Origin of the sequence: Helcobacillus massiliensis (assembly GCF_014191425.1) — a bacterium.
GTDB classification, from domain to species: domain Bacteria; phylum Actinomycetota; class Actinomycetes; order Actinomycetales; family Dermabacteraceae; genus Helcobacillus; species Helcobacillus massiliensis.
The window spans coordinates 861,435-878,815 of the sequence record NZ_JACHWP010000001.1 but is presented as its reverse complement, the minus strand read 5'-3'; the positions used below and the strand labels follow the sequence as shown (position 1 = coordinate 878,815).

The following is a 17,381-nucleotide window of genomic DNA, read 5'->3' as shown; positions in this document are numbered from 1 at the left end:
GAGACAGAAGGACATCGTGAACGCTCACGCCGTTGAGGACTATCAGGACCTGGATGCGGAGATCCGCGCCGATATGGATGCCGCCCCGCGCGCCCCTCAGCGCACGGTCGGGCTCGTCCTGCTGATCGGCGGTTTCCTCGGCTGGTGGGCGTCGGTTGCACTCACCCTCGATAAGTTCACCCTGCTGAAGGACCCGCACGCGAAGCTCGGGTGCGACGTCAACCCGTTCATCTCCTGCGGCACCATGCTGAACACGTGGCAGGCGTCCACGTTCGGCATCCCGAACCCGCTGATCGGCATCGGCGGGTTCGCGATCATGGCGGCCGTCGGCGCGCTGATGATGTCCCGGGTCCTCCTGCCGCGCTGGTTCGAATGGGCGGTGTTCGGCGGAGTGGCGTTCTCGTTCGCGTTCATCCATTGGCTGGCGATCTCCGCGATCTTCTTCATCCACGCCCTCTGCCCCTGGTGCCTCGTAGCGTGGGTGGCCAGCGCCCCCATGTTCTTCTCGGTGGTGGCGCGCCTGGTGGAGACCGGGCATATCGGTGCCCAGGGGGCCGTCCGACGGGTGCTGCGCTCCTGGGTGGTGCTCACCCTCGCTTGGTACCTGCTCGTGATCGTTCTGATCGTCGTGATGTTCTGGAACCAGTGGGTGCTGATGTTCGGTCTGTGAGCCGCAGCTGACCCGGTCCGTACACGGCGGCTCGGTCCACATCACCGCTTGTCCCCAGTCCCCGTCTTCGGGCGGAGGCTGGGGACGATGCTTCCTAGCGTGGGCGCATGAGTCAGAGGGATACGCGGAAGGGCCGCCGAGCGGCCCCGCACACACAGGCCAGCAGCTGGGACGATCTGGAGAAGTGGGCACGCCCCACCCTCACCGAACGCGTCCGGAGCGCCGTCACCCTCACCCGCGTGCTCGTGTTCGCAACCGTCATCGCCGTCGTGGTGCTGGCGGCCCGGCTGGTGACGGCCGGGAGCGATTCCGGCACGGTGGTGCCGCCCGCTGCCGCCGCCCGCACCTATCCGGGAACTGCCGCCAGCGATGGTGGCGGGACCGGTGGGGGAGCGGAGCGCCCGCAGCCCGCCCCCGCTTCGACTCCCGGCCCCGGCGATCCTGCGGCCCCGGCAGAGGGACCGGAACCGGCCGCCGGGGTCATGTACGTCTACGTCACCGGGCAGGTGCCGAACCAGGGCGTGGTCCGGGTTCCGGCGGGCGCGCGCGTGCACGATGCTGTGCGCGCCGCCGGCGGCCTCACCGGCGACGCCGACACCACCTCCCTCAACCTCGCCCGCCCTCTCCAGGACGGTGAGCACATCCATGTCCTCGCCCACGGGGAGGAACCGCCGCCCGGGTACAGCGCCGGCACCATCGGCTCACCCGGCAGCACCGGCACCACCGGCTCCAGCAGCCCGGGCAGCGGGGGCGGGCCCGCCGAAGCGCGCGGAACCAGCACCGGCGGGCCCGGTGGGGGAGCCGACGGGCGCATCAACATCAACACCGCCACCGCTCAGGAGCTGCAGGAACTGCCCGGAGTGGGCCCGTCCATCGCCCAGCGCATCATCGAGTTCCGGGACGCGAACGGCCCGTTCCCCAGCGTCGACTCCCTCACCGAGGTGAGCGGAATCGGCCCGGCCACGCTGGAGAAGCTGCGTGACTCCGCGACAGTCTGACCGACCTGGGCGACGCACCCTCAGAGCCGGCGACGCCGCCTCTGGTGAACGCCCCGCCCGAGGCTCGCTGGGCGGCGATCCGGCCGCGCCGATGCCGCCGGATCGCCGGGTCCGCAGCCGGCTCGTCCCAGCCGCCGTCATCCTGTGGGCGGCAGCGATCACCGGTGTGCTGTCCGGTCTGGAGAGCGGCCGCGCCGTCCTCGCCGGGGGCCTGCTGGTGGCGCTGGGGACCGCGATCATCACTCGGCGGCACCGTCGCCTCGAGGACGACCGCGTCGACCCGCCATCCCCGGCACGGACCCACCTCACAGCGACCGCTGTCGTGACTGCGGTGGTCCTGTGCATCACGGGGCCGGTGCAGCTGCTGCGCACCGACGCGCAGGAGCAACAGCTCGTGCCGCTGGACCGTGCTGTCGCGGCCCGCACGGACCCGTCGGCCCCCGACCTGATGATGACGATCGACCTGCGCATCCGCACCCCACCGGCTCTCATCCGGGCGCAGAGGCGCACCGACAACAGCGGGGAAACCGAGCTCAGCACTGCCGGAGACCGCGTCACCGCGCATGCGGACCCCGTTGAGCGGTCAGCACGCCTCGGCCGCGACCGGGTCGAGCTGCCGGACCACACTCGCGTGATCGTCGCGCTCGACTCCTCGACCCGCGGGGACGCACGGCTGCTGCCAGGGGACCAGGTGCAGGTGCGCGGCCGCATCGACCGGCGCGGCACCACCGTGTTCATCGACGCCGCCGAGATCCGCCCCGCCCACGGCCTCGACCTGACGGGCCCGTGGAGACCGGCTCAGCTGCGCGGACGGCTCCACCAGCATCTGCAGGCCGCCACGTCCGTCCTGCCCGCCGATCGCGCCGCCCTGGTGCGCGGCATGGCCATCGGCGACACCACCGGCATGAGCGAGGAGCTGGATGAGGCGATGAAGATCTCCGGGCTCACCCATCTGGTGGCGGCATCGGGCGCGAACATCGCCCTCGCGTGCGCCTGCGCGGCGATCCCGCTGCTGCTGCTCGGAGTGCGGCGCCGGATCCGAGTGCTGATGTCCATCGCGTCCGCGGTGGGATACCTGCTGATCGTCGGTCCCGAACCGAGTCTGCTGAGGGCGTTCGCGATGGTGCTGCCGCTGCTGGTCGCGCGGTTCATCGGCATCCGCACCAGCGCCCTCAACGCCCTCTGTCTGACCGTCATCACCTACAGCGCGCTGTGGCCGCCCCTCGCGGCGTCTGTCGGCTTCATCCTGTCCGCCGCAGCCACCGGCGCGATCCTCACCCTCGCGCGGCCCACCGCCGCCGTGATCCGTGAACTGACCGCTGACCGGGTGCCGGAGATCATCGCGCTGGCCGTCGCTGTGCCGCTCGTTGCGCAGGCGGCGTGCACACCGGTGCTGATCCTCCTGCGCCCCGAAGTGTCCCTCTGGGCGGTTCCCGCGAACATGGCCGCGGAGATCGTCGTCGCCCCCACCACCGTCGTCGCGTTCCTCGCTCTCACGGTCGCTCTGGTGAGCCCCGGCGTCGCGGCTCCGATGCTGCAGGTCGCCGGCTGGGGAGCCGAAGCCGTCATTCAGATCGCCGAGTGGAGCCGAATCCTGCCCGGCGCGCAGATCCCCGTACCCGACGGGGCGCGCGGCGCCCTCCTCGCCGCGGTGGTGCTCACCGGGGTGCTCGCCCTGACGTGGCAGCGGCACCGGCCCGCCGCGTGGGCGCTCGCCGCCTGCCTCGTCCTCATCGCCGCCGGGCCCGGCATCGTGCAATCTGCGAGCATTCGGTTCGCGCCACCGGCGTGGACGATGGCGCTGTGCGACGTCGGTCAGGGCGACGCCCTGCTGACTCGAATGGCGCCGGATCCGTCGGCACCCGTGGTGCTGATCGACACCGGGCCCGACCCGCAGGCGCTCACCGGCTGCCTCGATGCGCTCGGTGTGGACCGCATCGACCTGGTGGTCCTCACCCACCCCCACGCCGATCACACCGGCGGCCTGCCTGCGCTGACGGGGGAGCGGGCTCCGTCGGCGGCCTGGGTGTGTCCCCTGGACACCTCCACACCCCCGCATCTGCCCGCCACCACGAACGTCCGCACCGCGGTGCGGGGCGACGCCCTGACGCTCGGGCAGGGCCGCCTGGACGTCCTCTGGCCGACGGATGCCGACACCATCACCAGCGTCGCCGCCCGCGAGAGCTCCTCCGGCGAGCAGGCGGAGGCCAACGACTGTTCCGTCACCGTCGCCCTCACGTGGGCCGACGGAGCCCGGCTCGTCGCCCTCGGCGATCTCGAACCGGCGGCCCAGGCCGCCCTGGCGGAGCTCGGCGCAGGGCATGCCGACGTCGTGAAGGTGGCGCATCACGGGTCCCGCCGCCAGGACGACGCCCTGTACCGTCAGCTCGCACCGTCGCTGGCGGTGATCGGAGTGGGGGAGGACAACACGTTCGGCCACCCCCACCCGGATGCGCTGAGGCTGATCAGCGATCGCGGCGCGACCATCGTGCGCAGTGACCTGCACGGCCTCACACTCATCAGCAGCGACGGCGGCGGCGCGTGGCGTGTGCACCCCCAGCGCTCTGATCTAGACTCGGTCCGGTCAACAGGGAGGTTCCATGGCCCAGGTGGAATGGCACAGCGTCGCACCCGCCCCGGTGGTGCTGCTGACAGGCAGAGAACCGCTGCTGCTGCAGCGGGCCGCTGACCGCCTCCGCACACTCGTCCGGGAGAAGGACCCCGAGGTCGAAATCCACGACCTGCAGGCCGGCGACACCACGCCCGGTGAACTGCGGCAGGTCACCGCACCGTCCCTATTCGGCGACGCCCGCCTCGTCCTCATCGACAACCTCGGCCGCGCCAACGACCAGCTGCTCGACGCGCTCATCGACTACGTGCAGCAGCCCGAGGACGGCGTCACCCTCGTGCTGCGCCACGGCGGGGAGCAGCGCGGCAAGAAGCTCCTGGACACCATCAGGAAGTCCGGTGCTCCCTGGGTGAAGGCCGACCCGATCAAGAAGCTGAACGACAAGCACGCGTTCACACTCTCCGAGTTCTCCCGTGCCCGCCGGCGCATCGCCACCGACGCCGTCCACGCCCTCGTTGACGCCTTCGGCTCCGACCTCGCAGAGCTCGCCGCCACCTGTCAGCAGCTGCTGTCCGATACACAGCCGGAACCGAAGGAGGAGGCAGGCCCGATCACCCTGCGCGACGTCGAGGCGCTCACCGCCGGGCGGGTGGAGACCACCGCGTTCGCCGTGGCCGATGCCGCGATCGGCGGCAAGGAGCGCGAAGCCCTCGCCCTGCTGCGCCACGCGGAGCTCGCCGGTGTGGATCCCGTGCCGCTCGTCGCGAGCTTCGCCCGCAAACTGCGGGATGTGGCCAGGGCGGCGGCGCCGGGTGCCACCGCGCAGTCCGTCGGCATGCCCGATTGGCTGTTCCGCAATCAGGCCCGGGAGGCCCGCCAATGGACCGACCGCGGACTCGCCGCCGCGATCCAGGCCGTCGCCTCCGCCGACCACGGTGTGAAGGGCAACGAACGCGACCCCCACTGGACCGTGCAGCGCATGGTCATCAGCATCTGCCGCGCCCGCCGCATCCGCTGACCTCTCACTGAAGGAGACTCATGAAGCACCGATTCACCGCTTGGCAGATCTTCGTGATCGTGTGGGCGGCCCTGTTCATCCTGCTGGTTCTGATCGGCGTGGTCCTCAAGGGCCCGGACCTGCTGCGCACCACGTTCTCCGACCCGAACGCCGCCGCGCACAGTGCAGCGAGCATCGCCGCGCCGCTGAGGGCATGACGAAGCGGCCGCACCCCCTCGGGATGCGGCCGCTTTCCGAGCCTGTGTCAGGCGATGATCACTTCTTGAGCGATGCGACCAGCGCAGCGAGACCGGACTTGCGGTTCGCGCTCTGGTTCTTGTGGATGACGCCCTTGGACGCTGCCTTGTCCAGCTTGCGCGAAGCGTCGCGCAGTGCGGCAGCAGCTGCGTCGGCGTCACCATTGGCGACCGCAGCGCGCACCTTGCGCGTGTAGGTCTTCAGCTCGCTCTTGACGGCGCGGTTGCGCGCGCGAGCCTTCTCGTTGGTGCGGTTGCGCTTGATCTGGGACTTGATGTTTGCCACGTGGAGCCTTCTCTGTTGTCTATAAGGTGAAGCGCCGCTTCAGCGGAGGGTGCGGTTCGGACGGGGACGGGCGGTGGGGATTCGCCTGGAGACGTCCGCGCCGCACTGCGGAAGCGGATAACACGATCCCCGTTCAGCGAAAAGGCCTCCCGGACACGGATGGGCGGCCCGCCACCGACAGCGGATCGGTATGTTCACACATACTCGACCGACCTTACCAGCGAGCCGTCGCGCAGGGAACCGCCCTCCCCTCACCAACCGTACTGATCACGTATGGCTTTGCTCACCCGGGTGAACACGGCCTCGCCCACACGGCCGCCCTCTCGGCGCACCGTGCTGGTGCGCAGCTGGATCAATCGGTCCACCCGCACCTCGGACGGCCGACCCTTCGCATCCCACTGGCCGGAGCCGATGTCCACCCATCGGTTGCCGTGCTCGTCCACATGGTCGCCGGCGCCGCGGTCCCGCGAAGTGAGCATCAGGCAGGTGAGGACATCGCCGTCGACCTCCAGCACCAGGACGGGGCGGTCCTTGCCCTGCGTTGGGTCCTCCTCGAACGGGACCCACCCCCACACCACCTCACCCGGGTCGGGGGAGCCATCGGCCCGGGGTGCATAGGTCAGGCGCAGCGGGCGGGAGCCGTCGCGGTCAGGCAGTGGCGTGCCGAGCGTCTGCTGCTCGGCCTGGGCGCGGCCGGTCCGCTCCGCCGCGGGAGCCCCCGAATGGGCCGGGGCAGGTGCGGCCGAGCCTCGGCGGCGCTGGAGTTCGCGGATGCCGCGGCGTCCCAGGGAGAACGCGGTGCGCTGCACCATCGGATTGCGGGCTGCGCGCAGCAGCGATGAGAACAGTGACATGACTGGAACGCTAGCAGCGGCGCCTGGTGAGACGGAGCGCTCAGATGATGCTGGGGCCGGTGCACTCGTGAGACGATGGTGCGCGACTGCACCCCCAGGGCGCCCCCGCGCATCCGACGCGGGCCGTGAGCGCCCGGTGCACCAGGTATTCGACGAGAGGAATCAGTTCGTGGCGATGGACGTGTCCCCGCAGGAACAGGCGAAGATCAGACCGGCCCACACGCAGGTGGACCGGATCCGCAACTTCTGCATCATCGCGCACATCGACCACGGCAAGTCCACCCTCGCCGACCGCATGCTCGGCCTCACCGGTGTGGTTGAGGACCGCCTCATGCGCGCCCAGTACCTGGACCGCATGGACATCGAGCGCGAACGCGGCATCACCGTGAAGAGCCAGGCCGTGCGCATGCCCTGGTCGGTGGACGGTGAGGCGTACGCCCTCAACATGATCGACACCCCCGGCCACGTGGACTTCACCTACGAGGTCTCCCGCTCCCTCGCCGCCTGCGAGGGCGCCATCCTGCTGGTGGACGCCGCTCAGGGCATCGAAGCGCAGACCCTCGCCAACCTGTACCTGGCGATGGAGAACGACCTGACGATCATCCCCGTGCTCAACAAGATCGACCTGCCCGCCGCCGATCCCGACAAGTACGCGGCGGAGATCGGCCAGCTGGTCGGCGTCGACCCGAGCGAGGTGCTGCGTGTCTCCGGCAAGACCGGTCTCGGCGTGGAGGAGCTGCTGGACCACGTGGTCCGCACCATCCCCGCCCCGGAGGGCGACCCGGACGCTCCCTGCCGCGCAATGATCTTCGACTCCGTGTACGACACGTACCGCGGCGTCGTCACCTACGTCCGCATCAAGGACGGTCGTCTCACCCCGCGTGAGCGCATCCAGATGATGTCCACCCTTGCCAGTCATGAACTGCAGGAGATCGGCACCATCTCACCGGAGCCGAACCCGTCGGAGGGCCTCGGTGTGGGTGAAGTGGGCTACCTGATCACGGGGGTGAAGGACGTCCGCCAGTCCAAGGTCGGTGACACCGTCACCACGCTGCACCACGGCGCAGAAGAACCGCTGGCCGGCTACGAGGAGCCGAAGCCGATGGTGTTCTCCGGCCTGTTCCCGATCGACGGCTCCGACTACCCGAACCTGCGCGACGCCCTGGAGAAGCTCAAGCTCAACGATGCCGCCCTGAACTACGAACCGGAGACCTCGACCGCGCTCGGCTTCGGCTTCCGCGTGGGCTTCCTCGGCCTGCTGCATCTGGAGATCGTCCGTGAGCGCCTCGAGCGGGAGTTCAACCTCGACCTGATCTCGACCGCCCCGTCGGTGATCTACGACGTCCGCATGGAGGACGGCACCGAGGTGCGCGTGCTGAACCCGTCGGACTTCCCCGAAGGCAAGGTCAACGAGATCCGTGAGCCGGTCGCGGTCTCCACCATTCTGGTGCCGTCGGAGTTCGTGGGCGCCACGATGGAGCTGTGCCAGTCGAAGCGGGGCCAGATGCAGGGCATGGACTACCTTTCCGAGGACCGCGTGGAGCTGCGCTATTCGCTGCCGCTGGCGGAGATTGTGTTCGACTTCTTCGACCAGTTGAAGTCCCGCACCAAGGGGTACGCCTCCCTCGACTACGATGTCCGCGGTGACCAGGCCTCCGACCTCGTCAAAGTCGACATGCTGCTGCAGGGCGACCCGGTCGATGCGTTCAGTGCGATCGTGCACCGAGACAAGGCGTATCACTACGGCGTGGAGATGGCTGGGAAGCTGAAGGAGCTGATCCCTCGCCAGCAGTTCGAGGTGCCGATCCAGGCTGCGATCGGGTCCCGCATCATCGCGCGTGAGAACATCCGCGCGATCCGCAAGGACGTCCTGTCCAAGTGCTACGGCGGCGACATCTCCCGTAAGCGCAAACTGCTGGAGAAGCAGAAGGAGGGCAAGAAGCGCATGAAGAACATCGGCAACGTCGAGGTTCCGCAGGAGGCGTTCATCGCGGCGCTCTCCAATGATGGCAGCAGCACGAACAGCGATGGCAAGCGCAAGTGACCCCGCGGGGCGGACACGACAGAACGTCGGCCACTCACCACTAGGAGATCCGATGCCCGAGCAGCCCACGTTCCCCGAAGCCGCCGGCCCACCGGCCCCCGATGAGCTGATCGGGATCTGGGAGCTGCGCGGTCTTGTGGAGGACAAGGAGTGCAACCGCTTCGAGATCGAGGACAGCGAGACGTTCCGCTCCCGCCGGTCGACGTGGCTGATCCCTCCGCTCGAGGAGATTCCCGTGAAGCGCTTCCGCCGCGCTCAGGGCCTTGCGATGCTCATCACCGAGGAGAACGGTGAGATCCGCGCCCGGGAGGTCTCCGACGCCTCCGAGGTCCCGTGGATCGACGAGGAGGGCACGGGGCCCGCGAAGGTGCCCGAGCCGTACGAATCCCGGCTGCTCACCACCCGCGGTGCCGACGGGACGTCGCGACAGTTCCTCATCCCCCTCGCCGAGGCCGACGGGGCGCGCACGCCGATCCGTGAAGGCGCCTCCGGCAGTGAGAGCTGCGATGCCCTCACGCTGCTGGATGACGGCCGGCTCGTGCGCACGCAGGCGAACTGGGTGGACGACGCCTACGGGTTCCGCCACCATCTGATGTTCGAGCGCGTTCAGCAGCAGGAGACCGAGCACCGCCGCAACCTCCGGGCGATCCCGAGGCCCGCCCCGTCGGCCGGGCGACCGGTGCCGGACCTGCTGCCGCCCGAGATCCGCGCACGGGTGATCAGCGCGCTGTCCGAGGCGATGGCGCGCTGCACCGTGCCGCTCGCCGGTGCGGGCGCGGTCTGCTTCGTGGAGCTCAACCGCGGCAGCACCAGCACGACGAAGGACGTGACGGTCTATGCGGCGGACGGTCGACGCGTCCAGCTGTCCCCGGAGATGGATCAGATTCTGCGCAAGGGCGTGCACCGGAACGTGCTCCGCGCCATGACAGATTCCCTCAAGGAGTCCCACCTCGAGGAGGGGCTCGCCGATCACCACGGCACACGGGTCTACGGCGTGTTCTTCGGCCTGGAGCCCGGGGCCGATGAGCTCACCATCAGGCTGTACAGTGGTGAAGCCGGCTGGGGCCTGCGGCACGGCCGTGGCATTCCGAATCTCGAATACCTCAAGCAGGTCCTTCCCGCCCTCGCAGCCGTCGACCCGCTGCCGGACTTCTATGACTGCGTCTCCATGATCGGACCGGGCTCGGCGAATCCGCTGCCGTTGCCCGTCGAGGAGCAGGAGCAGCTGCGCCGCGCCCTCGCACCCGCCGCCCAGAAGGCACCGCACGCCCTCATGCTCCATGTGCACTGGCAGGTGCGGAAGAAGCCGCTGCGTTCGAGCGAGGACTGGCTGTTCCTGCACCTCCTCGGCGTCTCAACGAACGGGACGGTTCTGCGCTGGACCACCCGCCGCGGCGAGCCCAGCATCCCGGAGGAGCTCGTGACCGGCGGTGCCGACGCCTTCCAGGCGATCATCGAGCGCTCCCTGCAGCACACTGGCACAGCATCGCAGGACCCGAAGGAGCGCGGCCCCGGCGCGGGACACATCATCCACCGCCTCAGCACGGGGGAGACCACGGCGCTCGTCTACGACGCGCACGACGCCCCCCACGTGACGGAGCTGAAGGACCTCACCGAGACCGTGGCCCGGTCCACCATCCCCGCCTGGATCGCCGACGGGGACGTCCCGCACGATGACCCGTTCGCAGCCCTCGACCTCGGCGGCAGCACCTCGAGCTCAGCCCCGCGCACCCTGTCCCTGCCCGACACCACCCCGGGAGAGCGATGACCGCGACCCCAATTGCCGGAACCCTCGCTGCCGTGTGCCTGCCGCGCGAGCTCTTCGCCGTCACCACACGCGGCCGTCTGATCAGCGGCATCGCCAAGGAGCCCGTTGAAGGCCCCGTTGAGGTCCTCTCCCAGGGGATCTGGGGCGACGTTCAGGGCGACCGCCAGCACCACGGCGGCACGTTCAAAGCCGTCTACGCCTACGCGCGAGAGCAGCGCGAAGCGCTCGCGGAGAGCCTCGGCAGAGAGTTCCCCGACGGCTTCTTCGGCGAGAACCTCGTCACCACCGGCATCGACACCGACGGCGCCGTGATCGGGGAGCGCTGGCGCATCGGCACGACCGTGCTCGAGGCCAGCTGCGTGCGCACCCCGTGCGCCACGCTCGCCGAGCGGACGGGCGATCCGCGCTTCGGCCGCCGCTTCACCGACCACGGCATGCCGGGCGCCTACTTCCGCGTCATCGAGGAGGGCGAGATACTGGCGCGGCAGGACATCGAGGTGATCAGCAGGCCGGACCACGGCGTCACGCTCCGCGACGCCTTCCGCGGCCTCACCGCAGACCAGGCCTCGGCCCTGCTCGACTGGTCCGAGGAGAGCGCCACTGTCCTGTACAGCTCGCTTGTGAAGTCCGCGCAGCGGACGCTCGCCAAGGCTGGCCTCGAGCACTTCCATCCCGCCCGGCTCAGCTCCGACGGCCGGGGGATCTGACGTGAGCACCCGCCCCACGCCGCCATCGGCGGCCGCCGGCCTGTCCGTCTACATTCACATTCCGTTCTGCGCCGTGCGCTGCGGCTACTGCGACTTCAACACCTACACCGCCACTGAACTCGGCGGGGGCGGCTCCCAGCGGGAGTACCCCGACAACGCCTGCCGCGAAATGGACCTCGTCCTCGCGGACGACCGCGCCGCCGGCTACGACTACGAGGCGATCTCCACCGTGTTCTTCGGCGGCGGCACCCCCACCCTCCTGCCGGCGGATGACCAGGCGCGCATGCTGGAGCACCTCACCTCCCTGATCCCACTCGCGGACGGGGCGGAGGTGACCACGGAGGCGAACCCGGACTCGGTGAGCCGCGCCTCCATCGCCCGTCTCGCCGACGCCGGCGTCACGCGTATGTCGTTCGGGATGCAGTCCGCGGTGCCGAGCGTTCTGCGCACCCTGGACCGCACACACGACCCGGAACGAGTGCCGCAGGCGGTCCAGTGGGCGCGCGACGCGGGTCTGCAGGTGTCCCTCGACATGATCTACGGGACGCCGGGGGAGCGGATCGAGGACGTCGCCGCCACGGTTGACGCGATCACCGCGATGAGCCCCGACCATGTCAGCGCGTATTCGCTGATCGTGGAGGGGAACACGAAGATGGCGCGGCAGCTGCGCCGCGGGGAGCTCGAGACCCCGGACCCGGACTTCATGGCGGACGCCTACGAACTGATTGCGGATCGCCTGGAGGCCGACGGGTTCTCCTGGTACGAAGTGTCGAACTTCTCCCGCTCCCACGACACCCGCTGCGAGCACAACATCGCCTATTGGCGCGGCGCCGACTGGTGGGGGATCGGCCCCGGCGCCCACCGCCACCGCAACGGCCTGCGCTCCTGGAACGTCAAGCATCCCTCCCGCTACGCGGCGATGCTCGCCGACGCCTCACTGCCGGTGCAGGGGTCGGAGACCGTCGGCCGGGAGGACCGGGAGGTGGAGCGGCTGATGCTGGAGCTGCGCCTCGCTGACGGCCTCGCCATGGACTCCCTCGACCTGCTCGGCACGGACCACGCCCGTGAACAGATCGACAAGCACATCCGGCTCGGCACGCTCGATGCGGCCGCGCGGGAGGCGGGCGTTCTGCGCGTCACCGATGAGGGCCGCCTGCTGGCCGACGGAGTCGTCCGCGACATCGTCTCCTGACCCCGTCGGCCCCCGCAGCGCGGCGGCGATGTGGGGCGGAGACCGTCCGGTTCAGTGCCAGATGGAGATGAACCCGCGGCCGAGGACCGCGAAGGTGATGCCGGCTGCGAGCAGGCACGCCCCGGCGATGACCAGCAGCGTGATGCCGAGAGTGGACAGCCCGGCCGCGGTCGCGAGGAACGCGATGGACAGGTCCCCGATCATCGGCAGGGATGCGATGAGGAACAGGGCGCCGCTCGCGGCGATGACCGCGAGGAACCCGATGACCCGCAGCATCGGCGGGTGGTTGCGCTTCGCGGCCGTCAGCGACCAGATGATCGTGGCGAGCACAGAGATCGCCACGAACGCCCCCACGAACGTGACGTTGATGGTCATGCTGCCCGCCGCGGGCTCCGCATTGATCCGGGAGTAGATCTGATCCAGGGGCATGCCCGGGACGATCCGGGTCGGGTTGAGCGCGAGGATGTCCCAGGCGCCGAGGGCGGCGAAGACGACGGTGGTGAGGATGCCCAGGGCAGTGATCAGCCCCGTGTGAGATCTGTGCATACTGACCATGCTAAGCGGTCAGTCGCCTTCTGCGGTCACCCAATCGATCAGTTCTTCGATCCGGCCGCTCAGAGTCGGCTCCACATCCGCGTAGGACCGCACCTGCTGCAGGATCCGCTGCCAGCCGAGCCCCACGTCCTCCTTCGTGGCATGCGGCCAGCCGAGAGCCGCCAGCGACCCCTGCTTGATGTCCGTGCCCTTGGGAACATGCGGCCATTCGCGCAGGCCCACCCGCTCCGGCTTCACCGCCTGCCAGACGTCCACGTACGGGTGGCCGAGGATCAGCACGTGCTCCCGCGCACCGGGCAGGCGCATCACCTCCTCGGCGATCCGCGTCTCCTTCGACCCGGCGACGAGGTGGTCCACCAGGATCCCGAGCTTCTGCCCGGGACCCGGGCCGAACGCCCGCACCCGCTCGGCGAGGTTGTCAGCGCCGTCCAGCATCTCCACGACCACACCCTCGATCCGCAGGTCATGCCCCCACACCTTCTGCACCAGCTCGGCGTCATGCCGGCCCTCCACCCAGATGCGGGACCCGCGCGCCACCCGCGCCTTCGCGCCCTTCACGTACACGGAGCCGGAGGCGCTGCGCAGACGCTGCCCGGAGCCGCCGGGGGCCGACGGGGTCTGGGCGCGGCGCTGGGGCGGCGTCAGCGTGACGGGCCGACCGTCGATGAGGAACCCGGGGCCGAGGGTGAAGGAGCGCAGCCGGCCGTGCCGGTCCTCCAGCTCGACCACATGAGCGCCGGCGGTCTTCTCCACGCGCGTGATCGCACCCACCCAGCCGGTGGAGGCGTCCTCGACCACGAGGCCGCGCTCGGCGGGCACAGGGGCGGAGGCGGGGCGACGCGGCCGGTGCGGCTGTGCGGTGCCGGCGAGGATGTCGGATCCGTAGCGGTCGAAGGTCATGCGGTGACCGTAGCAAAGCACCGGGCCGACCCCTCAGTGCGGCGCGCCCCGCGCCCGGGCCTGTTCGCTCACAGGGGAGCAGGGGGCCTTGGGGAGGCGCGGCCCTGCCCGATAGGCTGGCACTCGCGCACGCACAGTGCTAAACGGATTGCAGGCAGGACCAGACCAGGAGGGACGCAGTGGACGACCGCAAACTGCACATCCTCGGCGCCATCGTCGAGGACTTCGTCGCCACCCGCGAACCCGTCGGTTCCAAGTCCCTCCTCGAACGGCACGAGCTCGGCGTCTCCGCCGCCACCGTCCGCAACGACATGTCCGTGCTGGAGGATGAGGGCCTCATCACGCAGCCGCACACGTCTGCGGGCCGCATCCCCACCGACAAGGGCTACCGCGTGTTCGTGGACCACGTGGCGCAGGTGAAGCCGCTGTCCGCCCCGGAGAAGCGCGCCATCCGCGCGTTCTTCGACGGCGCCCACGACCTCGACGACCTCCTCACCCGCACGGTCCGCCTCCTCGCCCAGCTCACCCAGCAGGTCGCTGTGGTGCAGTACCCCGCGATCCGGCAGGCGCATGTGCGGCACGTGGAACTGGTGAAGGTGGCCGACACCCTGCTGACCGTCGTGCTCATCACCGACGCCGGCCGCGTGGACCAGCAGACCATCACCCTGGAGCACCCGGCGAGCGCCGAGGAGTACATGGCGCTGCGCGAACGCATCAACCGCGTCTGCATCGGCCGCTCCGTCCTGGACATCCCCTCCTCCTTCGACGACCTCATCGCCTCCCTCCACCCGAGCGAGCAGGACTCCGCCCGGGAGGTCATCGCCTCCCTGACGGAGCTGCTGGACGAACGCCGCGAGGAGAGGGTCGTCATGGCCGGCACCGCGAACCTCGCTCGGGCCGCCCAGCAGGCCGCGGACGTGGAGCCGATGCTGGATGTGCTGGAGGAGAACCTGGTGCTGCTGCGGCTGCTGTCCGCGATGCGCGCCAGCCCCGGCCACGTGGATGTGCTCATCGGTGAGGAGCTCTCCAATGAGGCGCTGTCCCGGGCGGCGCTCGTGGGCACCGCCTACAGCGGCCTCGGGCAGAACGACGCCCCCAGCCGCATCGCAATCCTCGGCCCCAGCCGCATGGACTACGTCACCGGCATTTCGTCCGTCTCCGCCGTCGCCGCCTACATTTCGCGCTTCCTGCGCTGATCCGGCCCCGGCACCGGACGCCCCCGACCATCACACTGCACAGAATCGACAGGACAGGAATCAGTGAACGAGGACTTCTACGAACTGCTCGGCGTCTCCCGCGACGCATCCGCGGACGACATCAAGCGCGCCTACCGCAAGGCGGCGCGCAAGCTCCACCCGGATGTGAATCCCAGTGAGGACGCCGCGGATCAGATGAAGAAGGTCTCCCAGGCGTACGAGACGCTGTCCAACCCGGAGAAGCGCCGCATGTACGACATGGGCGGCGGAACCGGCGGCTTCGGTGGTTTCGGCGGCGGTGGAGCCTCGTTCGACTTCTCCGACATCTTCGACATGTTCACCGGCGGCCAGGGCCGCGCCCAGGGCCCGATCCCGCGTCAGCGCCGCGGCAACGACATCCTGCGCCGCGTGGCGGTCTCCCTCGACGACATCGTGTTCGGCTCCGAAGCCGAGGTCGACTTCCGCACCGCGGTGGCCTGCACCCGCTGCAGCGGCTCCTGCTGCGAACCCGGGACCAGTCCCAGCCGCTGCTCCACCTGCTCCGGCACCGGCCACGTGCAGCGCGTCACCCAGTCGCTGCTCGGCCAGATGGTGCAGATGGCTCCGTGCTCCGTGTGCCACGGCCACGGCGACGTCATCGAGAACCCCTGCACGGAGTGCTCCGGCCACGGCCGGGTCCAGCAGAAGCGCACCATCACGGTGACGATCCCGTCGGGCCTGGAGAACGGCACCCGCATCCAGCTGCGCGGCGAAGGCGAAGTCGGCGAGGCCGCCGGCCCCTCCGGCGACCTGTTCGTGGAGATCGCCATCGAGGATCACGACACCTTCCACCGCGACGGCACGAACCTCATCGCCCGCATCACCGTGTCCATGGTGGCGGCTGCCCTCGGCACCACCATCACCCTGCCCACGTTCGACGGCGACAAGGAGGTGCAGATCCGCCCGGGCACGCAGCCCGGTGAGATCATCACCCTCGACGGCTTCGGCATCACCCAGTTCCGCTCCGACAAGCGCGGCGACATCCACCTGGATGTCGACGTGGAGATCCCCACGAAGCTGTCCCGCGAGCAGCAGGACCTGCTGCGGCAGTTCGCCGACGCCCGCGACGAACCGGACGTGGCCGAGGCGCCCCGCAATGCCGCGAACGAGCCCCGAACTGCCGGGCGCAAGTCCCGGTTCTCCAAGCTCCGCGACCGTCTCCGCGACCTGTGACCGCGCTCAGCTTCCTGCTGCCGGACGGCGCCCTGGAGGGGCACCGTGCCGGCGACTCGATCACGGTGGACGGCGATGAGGGCCGCCACGGCGCCGCCGTGGTGCGTCTGCGCGCGGGGGAGGACGTGCTGCTGACCGACCCCGTCGGCCGGCAGGCGGCGGCGCGCGTCACCGCCACCACGAAGACCCGCTTCACCGCGGAGCTCACCGCTGAACCCGCCGATGCCCCGGCGCCGCGCCCCCGGATCACCCTGGTGCAGGCGCTCGCCAAGGGCGGCCGAGACGAGAGCGCGGTGGAGAGCAGCGTCGAACTGGGCGCCGACGCCGTCCTCGCATGGCAGGCGGGCCGCTCCATCGTCCGCTGGCAGGGCGCGAAGAAGGTCAAGGGCGTCGCCAAATGGGAGGCGACGGTGCGCGCCGCCGTCAAACAGTCCCGCCGCCCCATCCTCCCGCGTGTGGAGGGCGTGGTCACCACCGCCGAACTCGCGGAGCGGATCCGGGAGGGGGAGGCCGACGGGTGCCGCGCGATCGTTCTGCACGAAGCCGAACAGCGTCCCCTCACCACCATCACCGACGCCCTCGCCGATGCCCGCGACATCCTCATCGTGGTGGGCCCCGAAGGCGGCATCAGCAGCGAGGAGCTCGACCAGCTGCAGGCCGCCGGTGCCCTCAGCTGCGTGCTCGGCACCAGCGTGCTGCGCGCATCCACCGCCGGGCCGGCCGCGATCGCGGTGCTGTCCGCCGCTCTCGGCCGCTGGTGAGGGCCCGCCGCGGTCCCAGGTGGGGTGCTCCGTCCTCGGACGGTGGTGCAGGAGCGCCCCGTAGGATGGATGCATGACTGATCACGACTGCGTGTTCTGCCGCATCATCGCCGGCGACATCCCCTCCGACCGCGTCTACGAGGACGAGGACGTCATCGCGTTCAAGGACCTGAACCCCGCCGCGCCCGTGCACGTGCTCGTGGTGCCGCGCAAGCACGTGCCGAACGTGGTGGCGCTGTCCGCTGAGCCGGCGCTGCTCGCCGCTGTCGCCTCCGCTGCCGGCACGGTCGCGCAGCAGGAGGCGAACGGTGATTTCCGGTTCCTTTTCAACACCGGTGAGACCGCCGGCCAGACCGTCTTCCACGTGCACGGTCACGTCCTCGCCGGCACCGACATGAGCGAAGGAGAGCTCTGA

General features: G+C 70.1%; 17 protein-coding genes. 13 read left to right on the top strand and 4 right to left on the bottom strand.

Annotation, left to right across the window (positions count from 1 at the left end; all coding sequences use genetic code 11):
- Positions 1-16: 16 nt before the first annotated feature.
- From FHX50_RS04065 to FHX50_RS04045, 5 genes are all read left to right on the top strand, one after another.
- Positions 17-670: a vitamin K epoxide reductase family protein gene (locus FHX50_RS04065; protein WP_285261647.1), complete on the top strand. Its 654-nt coding sequence runs from the start codon at positions 17-19 to the stop codon at positions 668-670.
- Between the two features lie 107 nt (positions 671-777).
- The gene (locus FHX50_RS04060; RefSeq protein WP_183374690.1) at positions 778-1,668 is read left to right on the top strand and encodes a helix-hairpin-helix domain-containing protein; all 891 of its coding nucleotides are present in this window, start codon (positions 778-780) and stop codon (positions 1,666-1,668) included.
- A gap of 91 nt (positions 1,669-1,759) precedes the next feature.
- Positions 1,760-4,357 (top strand): ComEC/Rec2 family competence protein, encoded by a 2,598-nt coding sequence (locus FHX50_RS04055; RefSeq protein WP_183374688.1) that lies wholly within the window; start codon positions 1,760-1,762, stop codon positions 4,355-4,357.
- A complete protein-coding gene (holA, locus tag FHX50_RS04050) occupies positions 4,269-5,255 on the top strand; it encodes a DNA polymerase III subunit delta (RefSeq protein ID WP_183374686.1) in 987 nt (328 codons plus the stop codon). The genes FHX50_RS04055 and holA overlap by 89 nt, the downstream gene beginning before the upstream one ends.
- 20 nt (positions 5,256-5,275) lie before the next feature.
- The gene (locus tag FHX50_RS04045) at positions 5,276-5,452 is read left to right on the top strand and encodes a hypothetical protein (RefSeq protein WP_183374684.1); all 177 of its coding nucleotides are present in this window, start codon (positions 5,276-5,278) and stop codon (positions 5,450-5,452) included.
- Between the two features lie 58 nt (positions 5,453-5,510).
- On the opposite strand, the gene rpsT is transcribed toward FHX50_RS04045, so the two are convergent.
- Both rpsT and FHX50_RS04035 read right to left on the bottom strand, forming a co-directional pair.
- Entirely contained in the window at positions 5,511-5,777 is a 267-nt protein-coding gene (gene rpsT / locus FHX50_RS04040; RefSeq protein WP_183374682.1) for a 30S ribosomal protein S20, read from the bottom strand.
- A 251-nt stretch (positions 5,778-6,028) separates the two neighbouring features.
- Positions 6,029-6,631: a type II toxin-antitoxin system PemK/MazF family toxin gene (locus tag FHX50_RS04035; RefSeq protein ID WP_183374680.1), complete on the bottom strand. Its 603-nt coding sequence runs from the start codon at positions 6,629-6,631 to the stop codon at positions 6,029-6,031.
- A gap of 175 nt (positions 6,632-6,806) precedes the next feature.
- Between FHX50_RS04035 and lepA the strand changes: the two genes are divergently transcribed.
- The 4 genes from lepA to hemW are packed head-to-tail and all read left to right on the top strand — an operon-like array spanning position 6,807 to position 12,342.
- Positions 6,807-8,675: a translation elongation factor 4 gene (gene lepA, locus FHX50_RS04030; protein WP_183375345.1), complete on the top strand. Its 1,869-nt coding sequence runs from the start codon at positions 6,807-6,809 to the stop codon at positions 8,673-8,675.
- Between the two features lie 52 nt (positions 8,676-8,727).
- Positions 8,728-10,443, top strand: coding sequence for a hypothetical protein (locus FHX50_RS04025; protein WP_183374678.1), 1,716 nt, complete (start codon positions 8,728-8,730; stop codon positions 10,441-10,443).
- Positions 10,440-11,150 (top strand): MOSC domain-containing protein, encoded by a 711-nt coding sequence (locus FHX50_RS04020; RefSeq protein WP_183374676.1) that lies wholly within the window; start codon positions 10,440-10,442, stop codon positions 11,148-11,150. The genes FHX50_RS04025 and FHX50_RS04020 overlap by 4 nt, the downstream gene beginning before the upstream one ends.
- Before the next feature lies 1 nt (position 11,151).
- Positions 11,152-12,342: a radical SAM family heme chaperone HemW gene (gene hemW, locus FHX50_RS04015; protein ID WP_183374674.1), complete on the top strand. Its 1,191-nt coding sequence runs from the start codon at positions 11,152-11,154 to the stop codon at positions 12,340-12,342.
- Positions 12,343-12,393: 51 nt separating this feature from the next.
- Here hemW and FHX50_RS04010 read toward each other — a convergent pair whose 3' ends face one another.
- Both FHX50_RS04010 and FHX50_RS04005 read right to left on the bottom strand, forming a co-directional pair.
- Positions 12,394-12,888 carry a hypothetical protein gene (locus tag FHX50_RS04010; protein ID WP_183374672.1) on the bottom strand — a complete coding sequence of 165 codons (495 nt, stop codon included), beginning with the start codon at positions 12,886-12,888 and terminating at the stop codon, positions 12,394-12,396.
- Between the two features lie 18 nt (positions 12,889-12,906).
- Positions 12,907-13,797 (bottom strand): DUF3097 domain-containing protein, encoded by an 891-nt coding sequence (locus tag FHX50_RS04005; protein ID WP_183374670.1) that lies wholly within the window; start codon positions 13,795-13,797, stop codon positions 12,907-12,909.
- 179 nt (positions 13,798-13,976) lie between these two features.
- Between FHX50_RS04005 and hrcA the strand changes: the two genes are divergently transcribed.
- The 4 genes from hrcA to FHX50_RS03985 all read left to right on the top strand — a co-directional run bounded on the left by hrcA (position 13,977) and on the right by FHX50_RS03985 (position 17,381).
- Positions 13,977-14,993 (top strand): heat-inducible transcriptional repressor HrcA, encoded by a 1,017-nt coding sequence (gene hrcA / locus FHX50_RS04000; protein ID WP_183374668.1) that lies wholly within the window; start codon positions 13,977-13,979, stop codon positions 14,991-14,993.
- A gap of 63 nt (positions 14,994-15,056) precedes the next feature.
- On the top strand, positions 15,057-16,205 hold the full coding sequence (gene dnaJ, locus FHX50_RS03995) for a molecular chaperone DnaJ (RefSeq protein ID WP_183374666.1): 1,149 nt from the start codon (positions 15,057-15,059) through the stop codon (positions 16,203-16,205).
- Positions 16,202-16,966 carry a 16S rRNA (uracil(1498)-N(3))-methyltransferase gene (locus tag FHX50_RS03990; RefSeq protein ID WP_183374664.1) on the top strand — a complete coding sequence of 255 codons (765 nt, stop codon included), beginning with the start codon at positions 16,202-16,204 and terminating at the stop codon, positions 16,964-16,966. Before dnaJ ends, FHX50_RS03990 begins: the two co-directional genes overlap by 4 nt.
- A gap of 73 nt (positions 16,967-17,039) precedes the next feature.
- Positions 17,040-17,381, top strand: coding sequence for an HIT domain-containing protein (locus FHX50_RS03985; protein WP_183374662.1), 342 nt, complete (start codon positions 17,040-17,042; stop codon positions 17,379-17,381).

Excerpts from the sequence above, each read along its gene's own strand:
- FHX50_RS04035 (WP_183374680.1), bottom strand. The coding sequence starts at position 6,631 with ATGTCACTGTTCTCATCGCTGCTGCGCGCAGCCCGCAATCCGATGGTG.
- FHX50_RS04010 (WP_183374672.1), bottom strand. The coding sequence starts at position 12,888 with ATGCACAGATCTCACACGGGGCTGATCACTGCCCTGGGCATCCTCACC.
- FHX50_RS04055 (WP_183374688.1), top strand. The coding sequence starts at position 1,760 with ATGCCGCCGGATCGCCGGGTCCGCAGCCGGCTCGTCCCAGCCGCCGTC.
- holA (WP_183374686.1), top strand. The coding sequence starts at position 4,269 with ATGGCCCAGGTGGAATGGCACAGCGTCGCACCCGCCCCGGTGGTGCTG.
- FHX50_RS04045 (WP_183374684.1), top strand. The coding sequence starts at position 5,276 with ATGAAGCACCGATTCACCGCTTGGCAGATCTTCGTGATCGTGTGGGCG.
- FHX50_RS04005 (WP_183374670.1), bottom strand. The coding sequence starts at position 13,797 with ATGACCTTCGACCGCTACGGATCCGACATCCTCGCCGGCACCGCACAG.
- lepA (WP_183375345.1), top strand. The coding sequence starts at position 6,807 with ATGGACGTGTCCCCGCAGGAACAGGCGAAGATCAGACCGGCCCACACG.
- FHX50_RS04025 (WP_183374678.1), top strand. The coding sequence starts at position 8,728 with ATGCCCGAGCAGCCCACGTTCCCCGAAGCCGCCGGCCCACCGGCCCCC.
- FHX50_RS04060 (WP_183374690.1), top strand. The coding sequence starts at position 778 with ATGAGTCAGAGGGATACGCGGAAGGGCCGCCGAGCGGCCCCGCACACA.
- FHX50_RS03985 (WP_183374662.1), top strand. The coding sequence starts at position 17,040 with ATGACTGATCACGACTGCGTGTTCTGCCGCATCATCGCCGGCGACATC.
- FHX50_RS04020 (WP_183374676.1), top strand. The coding sequence starts at position 10,440 with ATGACCGCGACCCCAATTGCCGGAACCCTCGCTGCCGTGTGCCTGCCG.